This window comes from Cryobacterium sp. CG_9.6 (assembly GCF_029893365.1).
Lineage (GTDB): Bacteria > Actinomycetota > Actinomycetes > Actinomycetales > Microbacteriaceae > Cryobacterium.
In genome coordinates this window covers 557,248-579,967 of record NZ_JARXUZ010000001.1, presented here as the reverse complement: position 1 = coordinate 579,967, position 22,720 = coordinate 557,248, and the positions used below count along the sequence as shown (strand labels likewise).

The 22,720-nt window shown below is 62.3% G+C and carries 17 protein-coding genes; 3 read left to right on the top strand and 14 right to left on the bottom strand.

All coding sequences use genetic code 11. The features are described from left to right. Positions 1 to 175: 175 nt before the first annotated feature. From H4V99_RS02735 to H4V99_RS02710, 6 genes are all read right to left on the bottom strand, one after another. A complete protein-coding gene (locus tag H4V99_RS02735; RefSeq protein WP_280675300.1) occupies positions 176 to 319 on the bottom strand; it encodes a hypothetical protein in 144 nt (47 codons plus the stop codon). Positions 320 to 803: 484 nt separating this feature from the next. Then, positions 804 to 2,609 carry a DUF4012 domain-containing protein gene (locus H4V99_RS02730; RefSeq protein ID WP_280675298.1) on the bottom strand — a complete coding sequence of 602 codons (1,806 nt, stop codon included), beginning with the start codon at positions 2,607 to 2,609 and terminating at the stop codon, positions 804 to 806. Between the two features lie 164 nt (positions 2,610 to 2,773). Further along, positions 2,774 to 4,087, bottom strand: coding sequence for a UDP-glucose/GDP-mannose dehydrogenase family protein (locus H4V99_RS02725; protein ID WP_280675296.1), 1,314 nt, complete (start codon positions 4,085 to 4,087; stop codon positions 2,774 to 2,776). A gap of 121 nt (positions 4,088 to 4,208) precedes the next feature. Further along, entirely contained in the window at positions 4,209 to 5,609 is a 1,401-nt protein-coding gene (locus H4V99_RS02720; RefSeq protein ID WP_280675293.1) for a hypothetical protein, read from the bottom strand. Between the two features lie 197 nt (positions 5,610 to 5,806). Next, positions 5,807 to 6,862 (bottom strand): 2,3-butanediol dehydrogenase, encoded by a 1,056-nt coding sequence (locus H4V99_RS02715; protein WP_280675291.1) that lies wholly within the window; start codon positions 6,860 to 6,862, stop codon positions 5,807 to 5,809. A 104-nt stretch (positions 6,863 to 6,966) separates the two neighbouring features. Then, entirely contained in the window at positions 6,967 to 8,454 is a 1,488-nt protein-coding gene (locus tag H4V99_RS02710; protein ID WP_280675289.1) for a polysaccharide biosynthesis tyrosine autokinase, read from the bottom strand. Between the two features lie 207 nt (positions 8,455 to 8,661). On the opposite strand from H4V99_RS02710, the gene H4V99_RS02705 reads away from it, so the two are divergent. Then, positions 8,662 to 9,393, top strand: coding sequence for a CPBP family intramembrane metalloprotease (locus H4V99_RS02705; RefSeq protein WP_280675288.1), 732 nt, complete (start codon positions 8,662 to 8,664; stop codon positions 9,391 to 9,393). A gap of 205 nt (positions 9,394 to 9,598) precedes the next feature. Beyond that, a complete protein-coding gene (locus tag H4V99_RS02700) occupies positions 9,599 to 9,901 on the top strand; it encodes an ATP-dependent DNA ligase (RefSeq protein ID WP_280679908.1) in 303 nt (100 codons plus the stop codon). Positions 9,902 to 9,921: 20 nt separating this feature from the next. On the opposite strand, the gene H4V99_RS02695 is transcribed toward H4V99_RS02700, so the two are convergent. The 6 genes from H4V99_RS02695 to H4V99_RS02670 all read right to left on the bottom strand — a co-directional run bounded on the left by H4V99_RS02695 (position 9,922) and on the right by H4V99_RS02670 (position 17,980). After that, positions 9,922 to 12,255, bottom strand: coding sequence for an ATP-binding protein (locus H4V99_RS02695; RefSeq protein WP_280675287.1), 2,334 nt, complete (start codon positions 12,253 to 12,255; stop codon positions 9,922 to 9,924). 73 nt (positions 12,256 to 12,328) lie between these two features. After that, positions 12,329 to 12,982 (bottom strand): response regulator transcription factor, encoded by a 654-nt coding sequence (locus tag H4V99_RS02690; RefSeq protein WP_280675285.1) that lies wholly within the window; start codon positions 12,980 to 12,982, stop codon positions 12,329 to 12,331. Between the two features lie 259 nt (positions 12,983 to 13,241). Beyond that, a complete protein-coding gene (locus H4V99_RS02685) occupies positions 13,242 to 13,862 on the bottom strand; it encodes a thymidine kinase (protein WP_280675283.1) in 621 nt (206 codons plus the stop codon). Next, positions 13,863 to 15,167 carry a hypothetical protein gene (locus tag H4V99_RS02680; RefSeq protein ID WP_280675281.1) on the bottom strand — a complete coding sequence of 435 codons (1,305 nt, stop codon included), beginning with the start codon at positions 15,165 to 15,167 and terminating at the stop codon, positions 13,863 to 13,865. It lies immediately after the preceding gene. Further along, positions 15,164 to 16,381 (bottom strand): ATP-binding protein, encoded by a 1,218-nt coding sequence (locus tag H4V99_RS02675; protein ID WP_280675279.1) that lies wholly within the window; start codon positions 16,379 to 16,381, stop codon positions 15,164 to 15,166. Before H4V99_RS02675 ends, H4V99_RS02680 begins: the two co-directional genes overlap by 4 nt. Positions 16,382 to 16,501: 120 nt before the next feature. Next, positions 16,502 to 17,980, bottom strand: a complete 1,479-nt coding sequence (locus H4V99_RS02670; protein WP_280675277.1) for a malate:quinone oxidoreductase — start codon at positions 17,978 to 17,980, stop codon at positions 16,502 to 16,504. Between the two features lie 122 nt (positions 17,981 to 18,102). Here H4V99_RS02670 and H4V99_RS02665 point away from each other — a divergent pair, with 122 nt between their 5' ends. Then, positions 18,103 to 18,891, top strand: a complete 789-nt coding sequence (locus H4V99_RS02665) for a response regulator transcription factor (protein WP_280675275.1) — start codon at positions 18,103 to 18,105, stop codon at positions 18,889 to 18,891. Positions 18,892 to 19,217: 326 nt separating this feature from the next. Here the strand turns inward: H4V99_RS02665 and H4V99_RS02660 are convergent, their stop codons facing one another. Both H4V99_RS02660 and H4V99_RS02655 read right to left on the bottom strand, forming a co-directional pair. Continuing rightward, on the bottom strand, positions 19,218 to 21,587 hold the full coding sequence (locus H4V99_RS02660; protein WP_280675273.1) for an EAL domain-containing protein: 2,370 nt from the start codon (positions 21,585 to 21,587) through the stop codon (positions 19,218 to 19,220). A gap of 52 nt (positions 21,588 to 21,639) precedes the next feature. Further along, a complete protein-coding gene (locus tag H4V99_RS02655; protein WP_280675271.1) occupies positions 21,640 to 22,710 on the bottom strand; it encodes an aspartate-semialdehyde dehydrogenase in 1,071 nt (356 codons plus the stop codon). Positions 22,711 to 22,720 lie beyond the last annotated feature (10 nt).

The window sequence follows — 22,720 nt, the reverse complement described above, 5'->3', positions numbered from 1 at the left end:
TAACGGCTGTTGGTCTCTTCGCCACCTCTGTGCGGTTTCGCCACCTAGAACCATGATGCGCCTCCATCGCTGGGTGTGGACATGATAGACCCAGCCCACACCATCAGCGCGTCGGGGCCGCGCGCAGGTGTCACATCACAACGTGTCGTGGGGATTTGTGAAGCGTGTTACCTGGCTACGAGATGTTGGCGTGGCGACGGCGACTGATCAGCAGAACCACGAGAAGGGCGGTTCCCAGCAGCAGAGCGCCTCCGGCCGACCAGAGCAACCCGCTCGGCAGTGCGTAACCCGTGGCGGCGAGGCCGCTGTCAGATGTCACTCCGCCTGCTCCACTACTCGGGGTTGGCAAGGCGACGTTGGCGCTGCCAACATTTCCAGACGTTAGACCGGTAGCGGTGATCGTGTAGACCCCGGACGCGTTCGAAGGGAGTGTCGCGTCAACGCTCGAGGCACCGCCCGCCGTTGCTGGCTTCACGATAGTTACCGTTGCAGCTTTGACTACGGCAAGTGATGTGTCACCCACGCCGGTGCTCGCCCACGAGACATTCTCGCCCGGAGTGAAAGACCCATCACAGAACGAAACAGTGACTGTCCCGCCCGGGATTGCGGATCCTGTGACGGAAGCGCTGCATGAAGGAACATAGCCCACGGCAGAAGCGATCGCGGGAACTGAAAATATGGCAATGAGTGCGAGTACGAGGACCGCAAAGATCTTTTTAAGCATGATGTGACACTCCCTATGTGTGGGTGGACCCTCCCCCAAACGGGGTCTGTAAGTGAGAAGCACTCATATAATAGGCAGATTAACAAGAAAAATCCACTACTTTTTCGATCGCAAGGTCAAGCGTGGGGGTTGTTTCCAGAGCCGTCTGGGGGCTGGTCGACTGGTCACCTAACCACCCAAACTGCACCACGGTGCTCTGACCCGGCGCGAGCTCCACATCCAACGCACTCACCGGGTAGGTCACGCCTGTCGGCGGGTACGGAGAATCGATGGTGGGAAGATACCCCACCACAGCACCATCCTGTTTCGCTCCCACCGGTTGCATTCCAGGCACCCCATACACCGAGACAATTGTCTTCACCTGACCAGGAGGCACGCCGAAGGAGCCATCTCCCGTAATACTGGGGGGCAGCGTCAGAGCCGCATCGGCTGGCGCCGTGTTCGTGAGTTCTACCTGCACCTCAAAGGACGGCCGGCCATCGGCTCGGCAGCTCGCCTGCGCCGCCCAGGCTCGCACTCGCAGATACGTCCCCATTTTGGCGCCGGTGGCGTCGTTGAAGTACACACCGAAACGCGAGGTATCCCCCGCATCGACTGGTAGCGTCCCCGCTAGCTGACCCTCCACCAGCAGATTCTGCTCGGCCTCATCGTCGCTCCAGACCAGCACACGCCGCTCCACTGCGGCGCGATCCAAAGCCGTAACCATGCCAACCGTGTCGAAAGCGCCCCCCGATACCGCCACAAATACCGCGGCTGCTGCATCAGCAAAGAATTTGTCCTGGTCCAGAGCCACCGGGTAACGCGTGTACACATCGGTCAGCAGTAGTTGCACGGCATTGTCTGCCGTCAGCACATCTCCGGTGGGGAGGGTGATGGGCCCGGTAGCGGCCAACAGATAGCTCAGTGCCACGGGGTCAATCGAGAGTACGCCATCGACCACACCACCAAACTTTTGCGTCCACATGGCACGGGCCAGCTCCGCCGTCAGCGCAAAATTGGGGGTGAGGTTCACATTGCCGATGTAGCGCCCCGTGATATCGCGATACAGAGCGCGGGTGTCGTCGGGAAGGGGAAAGACGGGTGTGGGCAGAATCGGCAGCTCGGTGGCACCGGCCTGCCTCTCCAGTGTGAAACGACCGTTCTCGGCGCGCAGGAGGGCGAGCGCCCCGGATAATCCCCCGGTTGAGCGCAGCTCCGCCGGGTTCTGAAAGAGCACGAGATACGTTCGCGGTGCCTGCCCGCCCGCCATAGCGGGGATGAGGTGCACGGCCCGGTTCACGGTGCTCAGACTCTCGGCCACACCGGTGATGGATTGCTGAAAACGATCATGTGCATCACGCACCGGGGGCAGCAGGCGGGTACCGTCAATGAGACTCAGCTGGTCGTGGGCCGCCAGTACCGAGGTGGTTGCAGCGGCAAACGCGGGCTGTGCGTCCACGATCGGTTGCAGGGTGATGGCCCCGTCCTGTGGGGCCAGGGCGGCAAGGTTCATCGTGCCGGCCACGGCGATGAGGGGCCCGATCGCCTCGGTGCTGAGCAGCCTCGCGGTGTCGGCGAGCTGTCGAACCGCGGTGAGGTTTGCACCCAGTAACGGCAGGGATTCCCCCATCCGCCACACGGGGTCGCTCGTGAGTCGCGCCGCCGCCTCCGCATGCCCAGACAGTGCGGCGAACGTCTCTGCGGCGCTGTTTTCGTCTCCCGCAACCACCTGTTTTTGCAGCGTGGACGCCAGAGTCTGGGCCTGAACAAGTTCATCGCGGGCGAGCAGCCCTCGCACTCCGATCCAGGTAACACCAAGCACGACAATGAGCAGCATTCCGAGCGCGACGAACCACACGATACGCCAACGATGAGCCCGCACCGGCTGCTCTATCGCCTCGTTCACCGATGCACCATCTGACCATTTAAGCCACGGGTGCGTTCGTTGTCAAGACCCGTTTACCCTCGTGCTGCGCCGAATCTTTGTCGGGCACGGTTCCATCAGCGGCGTTTACATCTTCCGGAACGCCGGAAGGATGCAAACGGCGCCGATGAACGTGGCGCCGCTGGCTACGGGCGACCGAGGGAGGTGTAGTTCCAGCCCGCAGCGCGCCACGCCGCCGCGTCGAGCGTGTTGCGCCCATCGATGATCGTGGCCGTTCGCACGAGGGTCTTCGCCCATGCCGGGTCAATGCCCTTGAACTCGGGCCACTCGGTTACGAGTACCACGGCATCGGCCCCGGTGAGGGTCTCTGTAATGTCGGTCGAGTACGTCAGTTGCGGATGCCGAGCACGGGAATTCTCAATGGCCTGCGGGTCTGTGGCCACCACATTGGCGCCGAGGCCCCGCAACTGCACGGCCACATCGAGTGCCGGTGAGTCGCGCACGTCATCGGAGTGCGGCTTGAAGCTCAGGCCCAGCACCGCAACCTTCTTGTTGTAGGCGGAACCCCCGAGGGCAGACACCGCGAGGTCAATCACGCGCTTACGGCGGCGCAGGTTGATGCCATCAATCTCTTTCAGGAAGGCCACGGACTCGCCGCGCCCCAGCTCCTCGGCGCGCGCCGTGAAGGCTCGAATGTCCTTGGGCAGGCAACCGCCACCGAAACCGACGCCGGCATTCAGAAAGCGCCGGCCGATTCGGGCGTCATAGCCAATCGCATCCGCCAGCTGGGTGACATCGGCACCGGTCACCTCGGCAATTTCGGCCATGGCATTGATGAAACTGATCTTGGTGGCCAGGAACGCGTTCGCAGCCACCTTCACCAGTTCGGCTGTGGCATAGTCGGTGACGACCAGTGGCGTGTCGGCCGAAAGAGCCGCCGCGTACACTTCATTCAACAGTGCGGTGGCGTGCGTGCCGGCCTCCCCTTCCGGAACGCCGTACACCAGGCGGTCGGGGCTGATGGTGTCCTGAACCGCAAAGCCCTCGCGCAGAAATTCGGGGTTCCATGCAAGGCTTGCACCGCGACCGGATTCCTCCACCACGCCCGCGAGGCGAGTGGCCGTCCCCACGGGAACCGTGCTCTTGCCCACCACAAGGTCGCCGGAATTCAGGTGCGGAAGAAGCGACTCGATGGCGGCATCAACATAGGTGAGGTCTGCAGCGTAGCTACCTGGCTTCTGTGGAGTTCCGACCGCAACAAAATGCACCCGCGCGCCGGCCGCGTCGGCGATGTCGGAGCTGAAACGCAAGCGACCGGAAGCCATCGCCGAGGTGAGCACCTCGGGAAGACCCGGCTCGAAGAACGGCGGGCGTCCCGCAGCGAGCATCGCGATCTTGGCCGCGTCAACGTCGATTCCGATCACGTCGTGACCCAGTTCCGCCATGGCGGAGGCGTGAACCGCGCCCAGGTAGCCGCAGCCAATGACCGATATCTTCATGCTTTATTCCTCATACTTCGACCCTATCGGCGCTGAGGGCGTTCCCTCTGCCACTCGGCGTCCTCCCACCGGGTCCGAGCCTCATCAGGAGCTTTGCCAGACCACGCGCAGAGAAGTCGTACTATCTCCGCCTGGGCCTAAGTGTGTCTTGCGAGGTTCGTTGTCTCGACGCACGAGGGCCAAGGAGTCGACGAAGAACATAAATCGCGAGCAGGGTGATCAATCCCAATGCCGTGTATCGGGACTGCATCAGCTGATTGTTTGCGGGAACATAGACCAGAATGAGGGCACTTGCAGCGAAGAGCACGAGTGAGAGCGGGTCACGTTCGTACCGAACCCCGATCCACATCCGGGCCATGAACCAGCCGAATGCCCCCATAAAGAGCGCGGCACCAGGGAAGGTGAGGTCTGATGCCAGCCACGGGTAAATGGTCGACCACACCAGCCCAGCCGGCCAGCCCGTTACCGCTTCCGTACGCACGGGATAGGACGCCCGCATCGGGTCATCACCTCCGAAATACTGCGTTTTGTAGCTCGCAATCGCCGGGATGCTTGCACCACCGGACCACACGAAGGGCACACTGAGATTCTTGGAAAGCCCAAGATACCCATGGGTGGGATAAAAGACCGCAACCGTCATGCCGCGCGAGAACGTCTCTCCAAAAAGTTGGGTCAGCACCGGGTTCGCGCCAAACTTGCCGGCACCACTGGTGTCTCGAATTCGCTCTCCCTGCACGTTGGCGAGGTAAATGACAAAGCCGCACGAAAGTACGATCGCGGCAATAACCAGCCACTTACGCGTGCGTTTCCGTCTACCCGACGACGCGGTTGGGCCCTGCTGGCTCCCCACGGAAGCCGCCAGTGCGGCTAGGAGCATGATGAAGATGTCGCCAATACCTTTTTGTGTTCCGATGAACGCAAAAAAGAAAATATAGCCAACGACTCCGGACACGGCAAGGGATCGGAGCACGCTGCTCAAGTTGCGCCAGTAATACACGGTGAGAGGAATCAGCACAAAGTAGAACGCTCCAGTCAACACGGCGATTTGAAGCGGCAGACTCGTTCGGCCACTGGCCGCTTGCTCACGGTAGACCTGAAACTTGTTGAGATAGCTTCGAGCAGGGTTCAGAGCCGCGTTGATGATGTCGCCTATCCCGGTCGCACCATATTCAAAGAGGGACACGGTCGAAAACACGAGGAACCAGACAGCGGAAAAAACAATCACGGCGCGCACAAGCGGAGTGACTTCGCGTGATTGTCCGGTAAATGTCTTGTAGTGCCTCGCGTGGGTCGTACTCAAGCGATATCCCAGCGCAAAAAGCCCAACGGCTGAGAGAACAAAAAATGTCAAACTCGGCAGATTTTTCACCTCCGCCGCCCCTGGGCCGAGGAGGAAAACACCGAAGGTACCAAGCAGATAGGCAAGAGCGATCTTGAGCGGCAGGTAGAAACGGAACATCGGGGCAAATTCAGGCGTGGGACCAGAACCCCGGCGAGCTGATGCCCCCGCTTTGATGTGCATAACGGCGACCCTTCGGTCATCACCGCGATTTCAGTCCCGCTGTGAATCCCGGACCCGTTCGCGACTCACTGGTGAATCCGATCGATACCGCTTGATCCTGACATCAATCGTGGGCTAAAGCTAGAGGTCGATAGCCCACCGAGGCGGGTGGCTCCGGAGAACCATCCGCCTCGAACCGTAGCGCTGCGGGCGGGCTGCTACGGGTGAACGAGAATTTTAACCTGGGTCTCGTTGTGGTTGATGAGGGCATCAAAGCCCTCGGTAATCAGGTCGTCCAGGGCGATGCGGGCAGTGATGAACGGCTCAAGGTTCACTTTGCCCTCCTGCACCAGCTTGATCGTGGCCGGGTGGTCGTTCGCGTAGGCGATCGTTCCGCGCAGGTCGATCTCCTTCAGCACGAGCTTCTGCATGTCGACGGTGGCCGGGTGACCCCAGATCGACACGTTGACAACCACGCCGGCGGGACGCACGGCATCCAGCAGGGTGTCGAGCACCACGTTGACGCTCGTGCACTCGAAAGCCACGTCAACACCGAGCCCGCCGGTGAGTTCACGCACCGCCTCGGCCACGTTGACCTCGCTCGGGTCGAGCACCACATCGGCGACGCCGGTGCTGCGGGCCTTGTCCTTGCGGGCCTGACTGAGCTCGGAGATATACACCGTGAGGCCCTCGGCCTTGAGCACAGCCGCGAGCATTAGACCAATGGGACCTGCACCACCGATCAGCGCCACGTCGCCGGCCTTGGCGCCACTACGCACGAAGGCGTGGTGACCCACCGACAGCGGTTCGATCAGGGCGGCAACGTCGAGCGGAATATCACCGATCGGGTGCACCCAGCGGCGTTCGACGACGATCTTCTCGCTGAGTCCTCCGCCGTAACCAGCCAGACCGATGAAGTTCATGTTGGCCGAGAGTTGATACGGCTCTCCCGGCCCAATCTTCACGTCGGAACCGATGATGTAGGGCTCCACGACAACGTTCTGTCCCACCTCAAGGTCGGTGACACCCTCGCCCAGAGCGGTGATGGTGCCCGAGAACTCATGCCCCATGATGACCGGTGCTTCTTCACCCGAAATGGGGTGCGGATGCCCCGGCGCCGGAACAAAAATGGGCCCGTCCAGGTATTCATGCAGGTCGGTACCGCAAATTCCGCACCAGGCGACATCGATCGCCACGGTTCCGGGGCGCAGTTCGGGTTCGGGCACCTCTTCGATGCGAATGTCTTTTTTGGCGTAGTAGCGAGCGGCTTTCATGCTGATCTCATTCCTGTCCAGGGCAACCGTGTCAAGACGGCGCCCTCAGGCTACCGCTGCAGCGTGAACGTTCTCCCAACGAGCCTCGGATCCAGCCACTGAGATTACTCGCGGAGCTTGGTGCGGCGCGTGACGGAGGTGCGGGCGGAGTCGGGCGAGGACGGCCCGGCGGTGGTTTCCGCCCCCGCCGGGTTCACATCTCCGGGTTCAGCGCCGTAGCCCGCGCCATAGCCATAGCCATAGCCATAGCCATAGCTGCCGTAGCCGTAGGCATCGGGGCCCTTGGCAGGCAGCATCGTCAGAACAAGTCCAGAAATGGACGCTCCCACATTGTCCAGGGCGGAGATGGCACCGACAAGCTGGTTCTTGTGGGTTCGTCCAGCGGCAACAACCAAGATGACCCCACCCACATTTTTGGCGAGAATCGCGGCATCCGTTACCGGGAGCAACGGCGGGGTGTCAAAAAGAACAACATCGAACATGCTGTTCAGTTCGGCGATGAGCAGCCCCATTCTGGTGGATCCGAGGAGTTCACTCGGGTTGGGTGGCACATGCCCAGCCGGCAGAACGAATAAGTGGCCAGTGCCCCACGGCTGCAATACATCGCGGAGCGCTGCGCGGCCGATAAGAACGTCGGTGAGGCCAACCACACCCTCGATCCCCATGTAGTCCGCTATCTTGGGACGTCGAAGGTCAGCGTCAACGAGGAGCACTCGGGCGCCAGCATCGGCCAGAGCGATGGCAAGGTTAGCACCGGTGGTACTTTTACCCTCACTCTGCACCGATGACGTCACAACAAAGGACCGGTCGGAACGACCCACATCCAGGAACTGCAAATTGGTGCGCAACGTTCGGAACGACTCTGCACGTGGGCTTCGGGGGTCAACGTGAACGATGAGCGGGCGCTCCGAGGCCTTGGGATCAAAAACTATGCCACCGAGTATGGGTACGGCCGTGATCTGCTGAACGTCCCGCTCGTTGCGAATACGGGTCTCCAGAGTCTCGCGAAAAACAGCGGCGGCCACCCCGAGGGCGAGGCCCAAGGCAGCACCCAGAATAATCGTGAGCGGCACATTGGGACTGACCGGTGTGGATGGAACTGTTGCCTCCTGCGCGCGGGTGAGCTTCACCGGTGACACAGCGTTGGGCTGAGCGGGAGTCTCGATATCTTCAACGACGGCGGTGAGGCTTGCCGAAATGGAATTAGCCGTGGCTGCGGCACGGACCGGGTCGGTATCGGAGACCGTGATGTCAATGATGGTTGTATCCAGCGGTGCCGATGCCGTGACTCGGCTGGCAAGAGCATCACTCGTGACGCCGAGTTGCAGATTACTGATGACGGGGAGTAGGACTATAGGGGTCCTGACCAGGTCAGAATAAGTCTTCACTCGCTGAACGGTGAAGCTACTGCCCTGGACGAGTTCGGAAGTGGTGCCACCGGACTGTGTGGACACGAAAACCTTGCTCGTGGCGTTGAACTTCGGCGTCTGGGTGAGAGCGTAGACCGAAGCCACGGCTACGACAAAGAGGGCGATGAGCAGAATAAGTACCCAGCTTTTATGCAGGATGCGAAGATAGTCGCGAAGTTCCACTCGACAGCCTTTCTCACGCCGTGCACTACGGTCTGCGCGAACATTGTGCCATAGATGAGGAAAAATTACCTTGCCTCCCGGATGCTTCTCTGTGGGATCGTGAAACCGTGCCGCCTCAAGGGTGCGTCGCGCGCGAGGAGATTCCTGCGGTGAAGATTGCCGGCCTCAACGCCCGTCTTCTCGGGAACATCGCACTACCGTGGGGGCATGAGCACAGTCGGGACACCCCGAGGATTCGATGCCCGCCGCTGCCTCACTGATGCCACGGCCGGTGTCGTGCTCGCCAGTGTGCTACTTGTGCTTACGGGGTTATCCGCCCCACTTTTCTGGGTAACTGACGCGCATCTGCGTGAGCTACTGAGCTATTTGCTTGTCTGGCTTCCACTCCTGGGGGCCGTGGCTGCGGCATGGCGCTGGCACGGGTTCGCACTCGCACTCGCACTCGCACTGAAGCTTCGACCACTCGATCTCGTCTGGGGCCTGTCAATTGGGTTGCTCGCGCGCCTGGTTGCCACCAGCGCAGAAGCTTTGGGCTATGGACACATTTCCTCGGGAACGGTGACATTCGGCGAGACCGTCTACGACGCCTGGTGGATATTCGGCACCGCGCTGGCTCCCGTCTTGATCGCGCCTGTTATAGAAGAAATTTTCTTTCGTGGGCTGCTGCTGCGCTCCCTGCTCGGCTCGATTCGAGCGTCGAATGGAGGGGCGAGGACATCGGTGGTGATCTCGATTGTGGTCAGTGCATTAACCTTCGCACTCGTACATACCCTCACCGCGAGCACCGTGACTGGCGCACTCGTGGTGGGTATTTCGACGTTTGTTTTCGGAATCTTGGCGGCCCTGCTCACCGTGGAGACCGGTCGCCTCGGCGGGGCGATCATTGCCCACATGACCTTTAATGCGATCGTGATCGTTCCGGCTCTTCTCACCACGTAGCTCATTTGGGAGCGCGGTACCCCCCGACTTGGGGGGTACCGAAGGGGCTCGGTGACGTCTTTGCGGCAACGGCGGTTACTAAGCTGAGAGAGCCTCGAGAACGCACACTCTCATCGTGGGAATGAGGCCATGGGCTGCGTTTTTTCACAACGCGATCAGGTTCTTCGCAGAGCCCGAGTCCGTCTGAAAATAGTGGAGCATGAACATGGGCAAACTGATCTACGACTCAAGCCTGACGGCTGATTTCGACGATCGAGTCCTTGCCCACATTCAGCTCGTGATCGGAACAAAACTTCGACGTGGGGAAAGCTTCTACTTCTCGTGGCGTGACGACCCCCTCGCCGGCGGTGGGCGCAGCACAATCTGGCTCCACCCAAGCATCCCCCTGGCCTACAAGTATTTTGGCAGCCGCCTTCCTGCCCTCAATCGCGAGTGGATTGAAGCTCTCTCACTGTCGGCAAATTCTTCTGCGGGGCTGCAGATCGTTCCGGAGCCGATCGCCACGTAGTTGGCGTGACCGTTAACTTTTTAGGCGTCGGAGGTGCTTCCATCGCTGGCTACAATCATCATGCGATGCTCAACCGACTCCACCACGATTGTTGCCAGTTCGACGCGTGCAGCGGGGAGAATCCGAACGGTGAAGCGGCCGAATTTCAAGTCATTCAGTTCGTGAGCCACGAGCTGGGCCAAAACCTTTACATCGGTGAGCGCTGAATCGCCGCTGTCATCGAGCAGGGTCACCTCGACGCCGCGGGACCGCGCGGCGCGTGTCGCGGAAATGATCGGTTCCACGAAAAGGCTCCGTGCGCGGATAGCGTCGCGCAGGCTTGCCTCGACCAGCAGACATTCGGCCTCCTCCGCGGGACTGAGCGGGGTGGCCTGCATCAGCCGTTCGAGAGCAGGACGAGCCAGCGCGTTCACTCGCGCCAGCTGCATCTCACGTTCCTCCACTTCAGCGCTGCTCGTGGCTTCAGCGGACGCCCGAGTGCCGCGCTCGCGAACGAGCAGGGTGAGACTGCGAGCAGAGCGACGGAGCCCCACCGCAAAGAGGGAACCAACCATCAGGGTTCCGGCATTCTGCATGACCAGATTCACGCTGTCCGCGAGCGGCATACCGTAGGCCAGCGCCCAGAGAATGGTAGCCACGGCGAGCGCCGCGTAGCCCACCCACGCCCAGCCCTGTCGGCCACGTGCCACGAGAACAACAAGAACGAGAGTCACCGCCCCGAGCTGCCAGTGCGCGAACAGTCGCCCATCGAGCGGGGATACCTGCAGGAACATAATGCTGGCACTGACCCCACAGAGGGCGAGGATGCCGACGGTTCGGAGACGAGGAAACGGATCTTGGGCCGGCAACATAATCCACACCGCAGCCGCCGACACCGTGAGAAGAGCCAGGACCTCTCCCACACGGTCGAGGGAGAGCCAGACCCGTTCGGTATCCGCGAAGGCGAAAATCGCGTGAAGCCCGATGAACAGGGCGAGCACACTGCGCGCCAGCGGGGTGGACAGCCCCAGAGTCCCCGGGAGAGTCACGGGGCGAGGGGTGGTGAGTGGCCTCTCGGTGGTGTCATCGTGTCCCGCCGCCGTGTCCGACGTCTGTATCGCAAGCAGCGGTAACGCGGTGATCGCAGCGGGGGGAAGCCAGGTAATCACCACCTCGGTACCGCGACCGGGGCGGGAGCTCACGACGGCGGACCCCCCATTCACGCGCTGCATGCGGCCAACGATGCTCTGGGTGATGCCGAGTCGCTCGGCGGGCACGAGTGACGGCTCGAACCCAGCACCATCATCGGTCACGAGCACCTGGATGCCGCCTCCCGCAGGTCGCACGGTGACTCGACGCGTGACCCGGTGCCGGTGCCCCACGCCGGCCGATGCCACGGAATTACGAAGCGCCTCCCCGACAGCGCCCAGAACGGCCTCACCAACCCCGAGCGGAATCATTCGTTCCAGGTGGAGCTCGGTGCGCAGGATTGCCGTTGGAGCCAGCTGGGCAGTGAGAGCCTGAAGACGCAACCACACACTCGAGCGCGGCACCATCTCAAATTCAATCGGCCCACTGAGGGCGTCCAGCTTGCTGAGCGTGGCGGCGGCCTGGCCGGAGATGACCGCCATATCCGCGCGCCCGAGACCCGCGACCAGCAGGATCGAGATGACACTGTCGTGCACCAGCGCATCGATCATCTGCCGTTCTCGGACTCGCGCGTTTCGAGACGCGGCTCGAGCATCGGCCACCGCAGACAGCCGAACGGCTACCTCCACCCACCGGGCGCTCCGGCGGAACGCGAGAGTAAAACCAATGAACACGCTGATGACCAGAAGCGAATACAGGCCGTCTTCCACGCCAATGAGCGCGGGCCGCACGTTGGGGGTGGTGACGGCGCGCACGAGTCCGCTGAGTGTGCAGGCCACGACAACGAAAACCCACACCAGATAGGCACGCTCGGCCACGGCTATGGCCACGCACGCCACGCCCACAAACAGGAGTATCCACGGACTTCCGACTTCCTGCGGCAGCGCCTGAGCGCCCAGAATGAGCCATCCCACTAGAGCGCTTAACAGCACCGCTCCGTGCACCAGAGCGAGGGCACGCAGAACGGAGTGCGGTGCTCGGCGGGACAGCAGTGCCGAGACGATCGGGAGCCCACACACCAGCAGCCAGGCAAGCCACGACACTCCCAGCGAGGGACGGTGTGCCTGCGCGAGGAACGGTTGCAGGGAGAGAGCGCCGAAGATGATGGCTCCACCGCCCACAGCGGCGTACATCAGGCGGGCTAACCGGTCCCGGGCACCGTCGGCCACGGGATCAGGCTCCCTGTCATCGACGCGCAGCTGCGCCTCGGTCGTTACCGTGGACACCGGGGACTCGCCGCCTCGGTGCTCGTCGTCAAACGGAAAGAACCTCTGCTCTGCCCACACAAGCCGTGTGGGGTCATGGATGCCCGGGTATGGGCAGAATCCCGTCCTCGAGCGCCCGCTTATACAGATCGATCTTGGTGTTCGCTGGCCGTCCCACCCGCTCATATTTTGACCGCACGCGACGGATGTAGTCAATCACCGTGGACTCGGACAATCCCGTCCGCGACGCGACCAGGGGCGCTTTGGCTCCGGCCGCGTACAGAGAAAGCACCTGACGCTCACGGGGGCTCAGAGCGGCATCGGACAGCTCCGGGTCGCCGTCCAGGGCCGCAGCCCAGTCGGTTGACGCTATCGTCTCTCCCACGGCGGCGCGTGCAACAACATCAAGGAGAACGTTGGCTGGTTCCGACTTGCGAACGACGCCCAGCACACCCGATCGAGCCGCGGAGCGCATCAGCTGTGCATCGTCCCCACCGGTGAAGGCCAGCACGTCGGCTCCGCGTTCCCGCAGGCGATGAACGTTGCTCGACACCGTCGAGCCGTCGGAGAGGCGAAGGTCGAGGATGACGAGGTCAATCTTTTCCTCGGGAGGAGTCTTCTCGAGGAGTTCCGAAACGGTGGCGACGGTGGCCACAACGTGAATGTTGTGGATCGTTGAGAAGAGTTCGGCAAATCCGCGTGCGACGATCTCGTGGTCATCGATCAAGGCCACTCTGTAGCGGTACATGCTCTCACCATATCGGGGGGGACAGACCGGTGGGTGTATCCACCCCCAAAACGGTCGAAAAATCACCGTTCTTTCCGCTTTCAGCCCAAAAAGTGTTCTTTTTGGGGGCCATTAGAAGTGACGGCTAGCAGGAAGCTTTGGGGTGTACCTAGAGTAGATCCTGGGGAACATATATCGGGGGGACCGGGGGTGTTGGGGTGCTCGTGACTTTTCTAAACAAAAAGCGCGCGAGCGCCTCACCTATGGCTCATAACGCCGCTTAGGCCCGGCTTCGGGTATTGAGAACACCGTGGCTTTCTTCGAGGTAACACGATCCGCAGAGCGATTCGTAGGTGACCTCGGCGCCATCGATGGCCACCTGGTCGCCATCGAACACGTAGACGCCGTCAATCTTGCGTCCGTTGAACACTGCTTTGCGCCCGCACCGGCAGATTGTCTTGAGTTCTTCCAGGCTGTGCGAGACCTCGAGTAGGCGCCGACTGCCCGGAAAAGCCACCGTTTGAAAGTCCGTGCGAATGCCGTACGCCAACACGGGGACGTTTTCGAGAATGGCGATCCGCAGCAGGTCATCAACCTGCGTTTCGGTGAGGAACTGCGCCTCATCAAGCAGCAGAGCGCTCACATCTAGACCGGATTCACGGAGGACCTGAGCGCGGTGCTGCTGAAACGTGGCGAGGGCATCCGTTTCCGGAGTTAAGAGGTAGTCAACAGCGCGTGTCACGCCAAGCCGAGACAGGATGCCACGGTCCCCCTTGGTATCAACGGACGGTTTGGCGAGCAGCACTCGGTGCCCGCGCTCCTCGTAGTTGTATGCAGCCTGGAGCATGGAGGTGCTCTTGCCACTGTTCATCGCACCATAGCGAAAGTAGAGTTTCGCCATTTAGGGCTCGTTTCTGGTTAGGGCCATCGGACGCGACAGCCGTCGGACGTGTGATCGGTCGGCATTGCGATGGCCAGCCTCGCGGTGCTCGGCATCGAGATGCACCGTGAGGTGTTGACGGCCGACACCCACGCGAACGTGCGTGAATTCAACCCGCAAGACAGCAGTGAACGGCTGGAGGGCCGCACGCAGCTGCCGGGCGGGCACGACAACGGATGCGTCCAGTGAGATCACCGTGGCACCCTCGGCGTGCTGAGAATCCAACGGCTCACTCAGGCCGTCCGGGGTTGCTTTTCCGTGCGCCGGGGAAAGCCGAATGGCAAGGCTGGAGTGGTCGAGTCCGGGCTGAGCACAGAGCATCACCACCAGAGCTCCGAAGGCCGCGCGCTGCCTCGGTGTGAATCGAGCGGCCCGGCGCTCATCATCGCGCACCAGGGGCAGCGCCGCGATGCCCCCACCCGCTTCGGCCGCCAGGCCAGCGCTCTCCCGGGCCACCAGATCATCCAGCCAGGTGTGATCGGTTTCGGCAACCAGTGCCCGCCGCACCTGCTCCGCTAGCCCGCGTGCACGATCTATCTCCGCAGCCGAAACCGTACCGCGGTCAAGAATCGCGCTGAGAAAGGGCAGCACGCTTACTTCGAGGTCGGCGAGTCGCTGCTTTTCGACGGCGGGGGCCAGGGTTACCCGGCTCTCCTCGGTAGTGCGCCGAATGGACCGCACGGCGTCCGTTTGCCACACGCGAATGGACGTGACGACCTGACGGCAGTAGGCCGCGCCAGCAAGGGCGGGTGCGAGCAATTGCACCGCAGCAAGAATTGCGTAGAGGGCTGGTGGCGCACCGGTATCGAACAGAGACGCGTGAACGAAGGCCCCGGTGGCGACGATAATGGCGGACCCCAGGGCCAGGAGGATGATCTCTCGCCAGGGGCGGAAGGGTGCCAGGGCCAGGATGAGGAGCCCGAGAGCCACCTGACCGAAATCGTTGTGCACGCTCGAGTTCTGACCCCACAAACCCGCTTGTTCGAGAAAATAGGCCAGAAGGGCCAGCCCCACGAGGAGAATGCTGGAGCGGCGCTGAAAGGGTGCATTCTCGGGCAACGAGGCCCACACGAGAATGCCAGCCGCACCCGCGAGGGCCACCACCCCGAGGGCGGCGAACAGTGGGTTTAGCACTTCTGCGGCCTGTGTCATCACGGAGAAAATGGCATAGGTCACCACGATGAGGGCCGTAACGGGCGCAAGAGGCCAGACGGCGAGACCACCGATCGGATCAAGACGCTGCTGAGTCGCATCGGGTGCCGTCATTGCCTTCCCCGCACCGTGGGCGCAGGAACGGCGAGGTCACCTGCGGGAACGGTCAGCCGCACGGTGGTGCCAGCCCCGGGGCGCGTCCAAATGGTCACGGACCCTCCGAGGCGATCAATACGGCGCCGCACGGACTGGCGTAACCCGAGTCGCCCGCTCCCCGATCCCGACAGAGTGAACCCGCGGCCGGCATCCGCCACCATGATGGAGACGCTCTCGGAGTCGTTCTCCACGCTGACCTCGGCCGCGATCGTGCCGGCGTGCCGCAGAACGTTTCCGAGGCACTGCTCCACCGCCAGCGCAAGTTCGCGGTCGGCCGATGAGGTGAGGCGATCAAGCGAGTCGATGTCCCCGTTCACCTCAATGGTGAGGCCAGCGGTGCGGCAGCGGTCGACGGCCGCAAACAGCGCGCTGGCCGCAAGCACTCCGGTGCCGGGCGCATGCGGGTCGCCTTCGGAGAGCCAGGCGGTGTCTCGAAGCGTGTGGAGCGTGGTGCGCAGCCCCGCCTGCAGGTGTGGAGAGACAACCCCGGGCGATGACAATGACAGGCCCACCAGTTGATTGATGACCGTGTCGTTCAGCACGGCGATCGACCGGTTGTCAAGCGAGTGTCGCAGCTGGCTGGACGCATCGTTTCGTGCGGCGCGCAGCAATGCCGGCTGCGCAAGCGCACCTCGACGGTGTCCAAGCCCGGCCAGGAGCAGCGCTACCGTGAGCGCCACGTAGGCCGTCACCGTGAAGAAATCCCGGCCAACGCTCACGTCCGCATGAACAACCGCAAGGAGTCCCGCCGCCTCGGCCAGGACAAAGCCCGCCGTGCTCCACAGCACCCCCACCAGAAGTCCGGATCCGGCGCCGGCCACCATAACCAGCGCCATCTTGGGCAGAGCCAGCAGAAAGAGCGTGGACGCCGAAAAGCTCTCTGGCGCGCTCAAGACGGTATCGGTGAACACGTAAATACACAGTGTTCCGATGATCAGATAGCTGAGGGACATGAGGAGGCTGCGGCGGCGTGTGACAAGCACAAGAAGGCCAGCCATAGCGAGCATCACGGCGATTGTGATGGGCAGTGTGGTCCCGGCCTCGGTGGCACTCAAGACGATGACAGCTCCGAGGGCCCCGGTGAGACAAATCAGACCAAAGCCATGCGCGGCACGGGCGAGGGCGCGGGCGAGCTCGGACTGCACCAGGTGTCCCGGTAATCCAAGAGTCATTGCTCCCCTTCAATTCAAGTATGTCACCTGAGATGGGGGGCACACCCGCCTGCACGGCGTCGTGCGGCCGGCACGAGCGACAGCTCGGGGAACCGCCGTCACCACGCTCCGGGACGCCGGCTACGCGGTGAGGTGCAGCACCTGTGCCGTGGCCGCCAGGGAGGCGGCGGCGGCGGCAGGATCGTCGGAGAGCTTGGTGCCGTAGCTCGGGATCATGGCGGCGATCTTCGGCTCCCACGCCGCGATGCGATCCGGGAAGCACCGGGCCAGCAGATCCACCATGATCGGCGCAGCCGTAGACGCACCGGGCGATGCGCCGAGAAGCCCGGCGATGGTGCCATCAGCCGATGTGACAACCTCGGTTCCCATTTGCAACACGCCGCCCTTGTCGGCATCCTTCTTCATAACCTGCACGCGCTGGCCCGCCGTGATCAGCTCCCAGTCGCCCATCTTGGCGGTGGGAACGAACTCCTGCAGTGCCTTCAGTTTGGCGTTACGTGATGCGAAGATTTCGCCAATGAGGTACTTCATCAGGTCGAAGTTGTGGCGGGCCACGGCGAGCATCGGGCCGAGGTTGTGAGCACGAATCGACAGCGGAAGGTCGAGCCAGGTACTGGTCTTAAGGAACTTGGGGCTAAACCCGGCATACGGCCCGAAGAGCAGCGACATCTGGCCGTCGACGATTCGCGTGTCCAGGTGCGGCACGGACATGGGCGGGGCACCAACACCGGCCTTGCCGTACACCTTTGCCTGATGCTGAGCCACCAGCTCGGGGTTCGTGGTGCGGAGGAATTGACCGCTGATCGGAAATCCACCGAACCCCTTGATCTCGGGAATCCCGCTCTTTTGCAGCAGGGCCAAACCACCACCACCGGCACCCACGAACACGAACTTGGCATTCACGGTGCTACGGGTCTGTCCAACCTGGCGTAGGAGGTTAATGCGCCACGACCCGTCGGAGTTTTGCCTGAGGTTTGTGACTTCCTGGTTCATTTTCACCTCGACGCCGTGCCGGGTGAGGTTGTCGAACATGTACGAGGTGAGGGCGCCAAAATCGACATCGGTGCCCAGGTTGCTGCGCGTGGCCGCAATCTTCTGCCCGGACGGACGCTTCTTCGTGAGCAGGGGCGTCCAACCACCGATAACCGTTGGGTCATCGCTGAATTCCATTCCGGTGAAAAGCGGCTGGTCTTTCAAAACCTCGTGACGCTCGCGAAGGTAGGCAACATTCGCTGCTCCGTGCACGAAGGTCATGTGCGGTGTGGAGTTGATGAATTTCTCCGGCTCCGGGAGCGCCCCGGTACTCACTAGGTGCGCCCAGAGCTGACGGCTGACCTGAAACTGCTCGTTGATGCTCACTGCTTTGTCGGCGGTGAGCTTTCCCCCGGGTGCTTCGGGCATGTAGTTGAGTTCACACAGCGCTGCGTGACCCGTGCCGGCGTTGTTCCACGGGTTCGAGCTTTCCTGGGCCAATTCGCCCAATCGCTCGTACACTTCAATGCGCCACGACGGCTGCAGCTCCTTGAGGAGGGTGCCGAGAGTAGCGCTCATGATTCCGCCGCCAATGAGAACGACGTCTACGGGTTCCGTTGCATTCACGCTTCCGAGTGTATCGCGGCGCCGGAGCGCGCCGCGCCGCGCCCGGAACCCCAAGCAGGTCACGCAATCGAGATGAGAACCCGGCGTCCCCCGGCGCGCTGTGAATGGACGATAATCGCGGTATGACTGAACCCTCCGAGAAACGCGTCGCGGTCATCATCGAGGATGACCCCGACATTCGGGCGCTCCTCGCGGTCGTGCTCACCCAGGCCGGATTCGAGACGATCACCGCCAGCAACGGTCTCGATGGCGTCACAGCGGTGCGGGAACACAACCCGGTCGTCACGACTCTCGACGTGGGGTTACCGGGGATGGACGGATTCGAAACGGCCCGCCGCATTCGTGGTGTCAGTTCGACATACCTCGTGATGCTCACTGCCCGCAGTGACGAGATAGACACGTTGCAAGCCCTCGAAGCTGGTGCCGACGACTACCTGACGAAACCCTTTCGGCCGCGTGAGCTGCGGGCTCGGATCGATGCCATGTTGCGCCGCCCGCGGCATCACCTCGCGACCGACCGCACGGATACTGCGGCGGAACCCGAGACAACCGCCACTGACTCAATAACGGTCCCGAGCGCATGGCACGAGCACAACGGACTCCGCCTGAACGCTGCTGAGCGCCGTGTGCTCCTTGACGACCACTCGCTCGATCTCACCCGGACCGAGTTCGATCTCCTCGCCTCCCTCCTCGACTCTCAGCGGCGAGTGCGGAGCAAAGCCGACCTCGCGCTCATGCTTCGCGGCGAATCGTATGCCGATAGCTACTCCGTGAGCGAGGCAGATCAGCGTGCCGTGGAGGTGCACATGGGAAATCTACGACGCAAGCTGGGCGATAGCGTCACGGCACCGTCGTGGCTGGAAACGGTGCGCGGGGTCGGTTACCGACTCGCAGCACCACACGAGTCCTAGCCCGCCTGATCACCGGTCTCCCGGAGGCTGGCGACCGTCAGGACCGCCCGGCGGTCAGCGACCGCGACGCGCAGAACCGGGGTGACACTGCGGGGGGAACCACGAGGCCAAAAGTCCTCGACACCGCACGCAGCCGGGTGCGCGTTCGACGCGACCCGGGGGTCGTGTCCCGCGGGTTTCGTTGAAGATAACGGATGCTGTAGCTCACACTGTGACTCTGACAGCTACCAGCCCAGAAGCGCAGGCCGGCCGGTGCAAGGTTGCATCAAGCTTGAATCAAGACACCCCTTCGGGGGTAAGGATTCATGCCCTTCCGCGCATTCAGATCACGGGGTCGACAGTGCTGTGGCTGGAACCACGGCAGCGGCACCGTGCTGTACCAATCGCGCGAGCACCACATCGAACGGCTGCGGGATGCCGTAGTGAAAGCCTTGAGCGCTTCGAATGCCCAACCTGGAGAGGTGGAGCGCCATCGCTTCGTCCTCAACGCCCTCAACGATCATCGAATATTCGAGGCTGTCCCCAAAGCCCTGCAGTGCCGTGAGAACCTCGCATTGGCGCACATCGTCGAGGTCATCAACGAGGCTTTTGTCGATTTTGAGAATGTCCATGGGAACACGCACGAGAGAGTCAACGGACGAATCCTCCGAACCGTAGTCGTCGAGCGCGATCAGAATCCCAATATCGCGCAGATGGTCAACCTGTGCCCGCAGCTCCGGGGACACCCGCGCAACCGAGCGTTCATTCAGTTCAAGACACAGCGAAATATCCGCATATCGGGCGGCAAGCTCTTCCACGAAATCACCGAGGCGTTCCGGCATGACCTGGTTTGCTTCCACATTGATGGTCATGCAGACGATGCGTGGTTCGACGAGCCGAAACTCGGCGGCCGCCGTCATGGCCTTCTCGGCCACCTGTTGCGTAAAATCGTCGAACAGTCCAAGTCGCTTGGAGGTCTCCACGAGTGAGGGCGGCGAGAGCGCCCCGATCTCCGGATCGGTAAAACGCACCAGGGCTTCGAACGCCCAGATCTGGCTCGTGACCAGACTCACGATGGGCTGGTACGCCATGGTGAGATTATTCTCGCGAATAGCTTCCGCCACCCGCTCGATCACCTGTGGCGATCGATGCGCCGAGATGCTGATGCTGCTCTCGTTGGAAGGACCACCGCTCCGGCGGCTGTGTTTCACCGCGAGCATGCTCTTGTCGGCGTCAAGAACGAGCTCCCAGACATCCGCTTCCCGATGCGATGAGTAGGCGAGGCCAATGCTGAGAAGCGGATGCACCGTGGCTCCCTCCAGCACGATCTGTTTCCCTGAGGCCACCAGGATGCTTTCGGCAATCTGATTCGCTTCAGCGAGTGAAGAGAGCCGGGTGAGAATGATGACGAACTCGTCGCCACCGACACGGGCTACGACATCGGAGGGACGCACGGCGGAGCGCAGCCGGTGACCAAGAACGCGCAGCACGTCATCCCCGACCTGATGCCCATACCGGTCATTAATTCGCTTAAAATCATCAATGTCAAGAAAGAGCACCGCGAGCGCTTCGGCGTAGTTGCGGTGCCCATTGATGTTCACGAGTGCGGCCTGAAATGCACCGTAGTTCGGAAGGCCGGTCAGTTGATCGGTATTCGCTCGTAAAGTCAGGCCACCGATGTCATCACGAGCCCGCACCACAACGTTGGCGGTGTGCGCGAGGGCGTTGAGGGCACGCTTGTCATCGCGGCCAAACGCCACATCGATCGCATCACGATGCGCCACGATAAAAAGCGGCTCTCCTTTCACCAGCGTGACGCTGGCAGAGATGTCGGGCCAGGACCCCGGGTCCTTGCGCAGGGCAACCCATTCCGCGCCGATCGCCTCGGTGACGGCACGTCGCACCAGATCGGCGAAGGACTCCGATCCGGGAGTGTGACCAAACGACTTGGCGTTGAGCGCAGCCGTTCCCCGGATCAGACCGTTAAACCGCCGCCTCATGTCCTCCAGCCGCACCAGCGCTTTGGCCGCCACGGCAATCAGCGTGAGCAGCAGCAGCAGGATGAGGGCGTTGCGGTCCTGAACGGACTCGGCAAAGAAGGGCAGTGCCGGATTATTCCAGAAGGCGGCCAGGGCGGTGAAGCACGCGGCACCGGTCAGCAGGGCGGCACCTCGGAAGGGCGATGTCGGGGTGAAGGACCCCAACTCGATCGGTGCCCGGATACTCCACCGACGTACCACCTCTACGGAGAGCACCACGGCCACGAAGATGATGGCAGAGAAAAGTACCGCAACAACAAGGATCACGTCCGCGTCGAGCAGTGCCTGAAAGACCACAACATTGATCGTGGCCCCAACGCCCGTCAGGCCCGCGGAGTACAGGGAAATTGCCCAACGCCGCGTGCGGGCCAGTGTGCGGATGAGGACACCGAGGGCTATAGTCCCGACCGCTACGGTCACACCCAGCACGCCCACCAGAATGGGAAGGGCAATAACGGGCAGGCTATAGGACAACCCGCGGTAGGGCGACCAGCCCATCCAGATGCGGTTACTCTCCAGAGCCACGATGCAGCCGACGCCGATCGCGGCGATAAGTAGGCTAATGGCCGTCGCGCTCGACATGACAATGGTGGCGCCAAAAATGACGACGGCACCGTAGGCCGCAAAAAGCGCAAACCCTGCCCGCCGCAGTCCGCCCCACACCTGATTACGCCTCACAAAAGGTGAGTTTAGTGCACCTACAGTACCCGGCGTGGGGTAGACGAAGAGTTTAGGCAGCGACGAGCTGGGCAGCGACGAGTTCCGCGATCTGCACAGCGTTCAGGGCTGCTCCCTTGCGAAGATTATCGTTGCTAATGAACAGGGCCAGGCCGCGATTATTCGGCACGCCGGGGTCCTGCCGGATGCGGCCGACGAAGCTCGGATCTTGGCCTGCCGCCTGCAAGGGCGTGGGTACATCCGTCAGGGTCACACCGGGGGCATCCGCTAACAGCTCCTGGGCCCGGGCAACCGTCAGCGGCTGAGCAAACTCCACGTTGATCGACAAGGAATGACCGGTGAACACGGGAACCCGCACGCACGTGCCCGAGACGAGCAGCTCGGGAAGGTTGAGAATCTTGCGGCTCTCGTTACGAAGCTTCTGTTCCTCGTCGGTCTCGAAGCTGCCGTCGTCAACGATTGATCCGGCAAGCGGAATGACGTCAAACGCGATGGGGCGCGCGTAAATGGTGGGCTCCGGCAGGGTGACAGCCGTTCCCGAGTGCACCAGACCGAGCAGGTTTTCGTCCTGTACCGCAACGCGCACCTGGGAGGCCAGCTCGAAGGCGCCCGCAAGGCCGCTGCCGGAGACCGCCTGATAGGTGCTCACGATCAGGCGTTCGAGGCCGGCCGCGTCATGCAGCGCCTTCAGCACGGGCATCGCGGCCATGGTAGTGCAGTTGGGGTTGGCAATAATGCCCTTGGTGGCCAAGGCGATGGCCTCCGGGTTCACTTCGCTGACCACGAGCGGAACATCGGGGTCCATGCGCCAACCGGACGAGTTGTCGATCACCGTAACGCCGGCGGCGGCGAAGCGCGGAGCCTGCACCTTGGACAGCGACGCTCCCGCCGAGAAAATTGCCACGTCCAGGCCGGTCGGATCGGCAACCGCCGCGTCTTCGATCACAACATCGACACCCTGAAAGGAGAGGGTGTTCCCGGCGGAACGTGCCGACGCGAAGAAGCGGATGCTCTTTACCGGGAATTTACGCTCGGCCAGCAGGGCGCGCACAACGGCACCCACCTGCCCAGTGGCACCGACGACGCCAATATTGATGCCTGCGGTTGTGACGGTGGTGCTCACAGTGATTCCT

Coding starts and splice junctions, on each gene's coding strand:
- H4V99_RS02665 (WP_280675275.1), top strand. CDS start 18,103: ATGACTGAACCCTCCGAGAAACGCGTCGCGGTCATCATCGAGGATGAC.
- H4V99_RS02700 (WP_280679908.1), top strand. CDS start 9,599: ATGGGCAAACTGATCTACGACTCAAGCCTGACGGCTGATTTCGACGAT.
- H4V99_RS02715 (WP_280675291.1), bottom strand. CDS start 6,862: ATGAAAGCCGCTCGCTACTACGCCAAAAAAGACATTCGCATCGAAGAG.
- H4V99_RS02685 (WP_280675283.1), bottom strand. CDS start 13,862: ATGGCGAAACTCTACTTTCGCTATGGTGCGATGAACAGTGGCAAGAGC.
- H4V99_RS02725 (WP_280675296.1), bottom strand. CDS start 4,087: ATGAAGATATCGGTCATTGGCTGCGGCTACCTGGGCGCGGTTCACGCC.
- H4V99_RS02705 (WP_280675288.1), top strand. CDS start 8,662: ATGAGCACAGTCGGGACACCCCGAGGATTCGATGCCCGCCGCTGCCTC.
- H4V99_RS02720 (WP_280675293.1), bottom strand. CDS start 5,609: ATGCACATCAAAGCGGGGGCATCAGCTCGCCGGGGTTCTGGTCCCACG.
- H4V99_RS02690 (WP_280675285.1), bottom strand. CDS start 12,982: ATGTACCGCTACAGAGTGGCCTTGATCGATGACCACGAGATCGTCGCA.
- H4V99_RS02680 (WP_280675281.1), bottom strand. CDS start 15,167: ATGACGGCACCCGATGCGACTCAGCAGCGTCTTGATCCGATCGGTGGT.
- H4V99_RS02675 (WP_280675279.1), bottom strand. CDS start 16,381: ATGACTCTTGGATTACCGGGACACCTGGTGCAGTCCGAGCTCGCCCGC.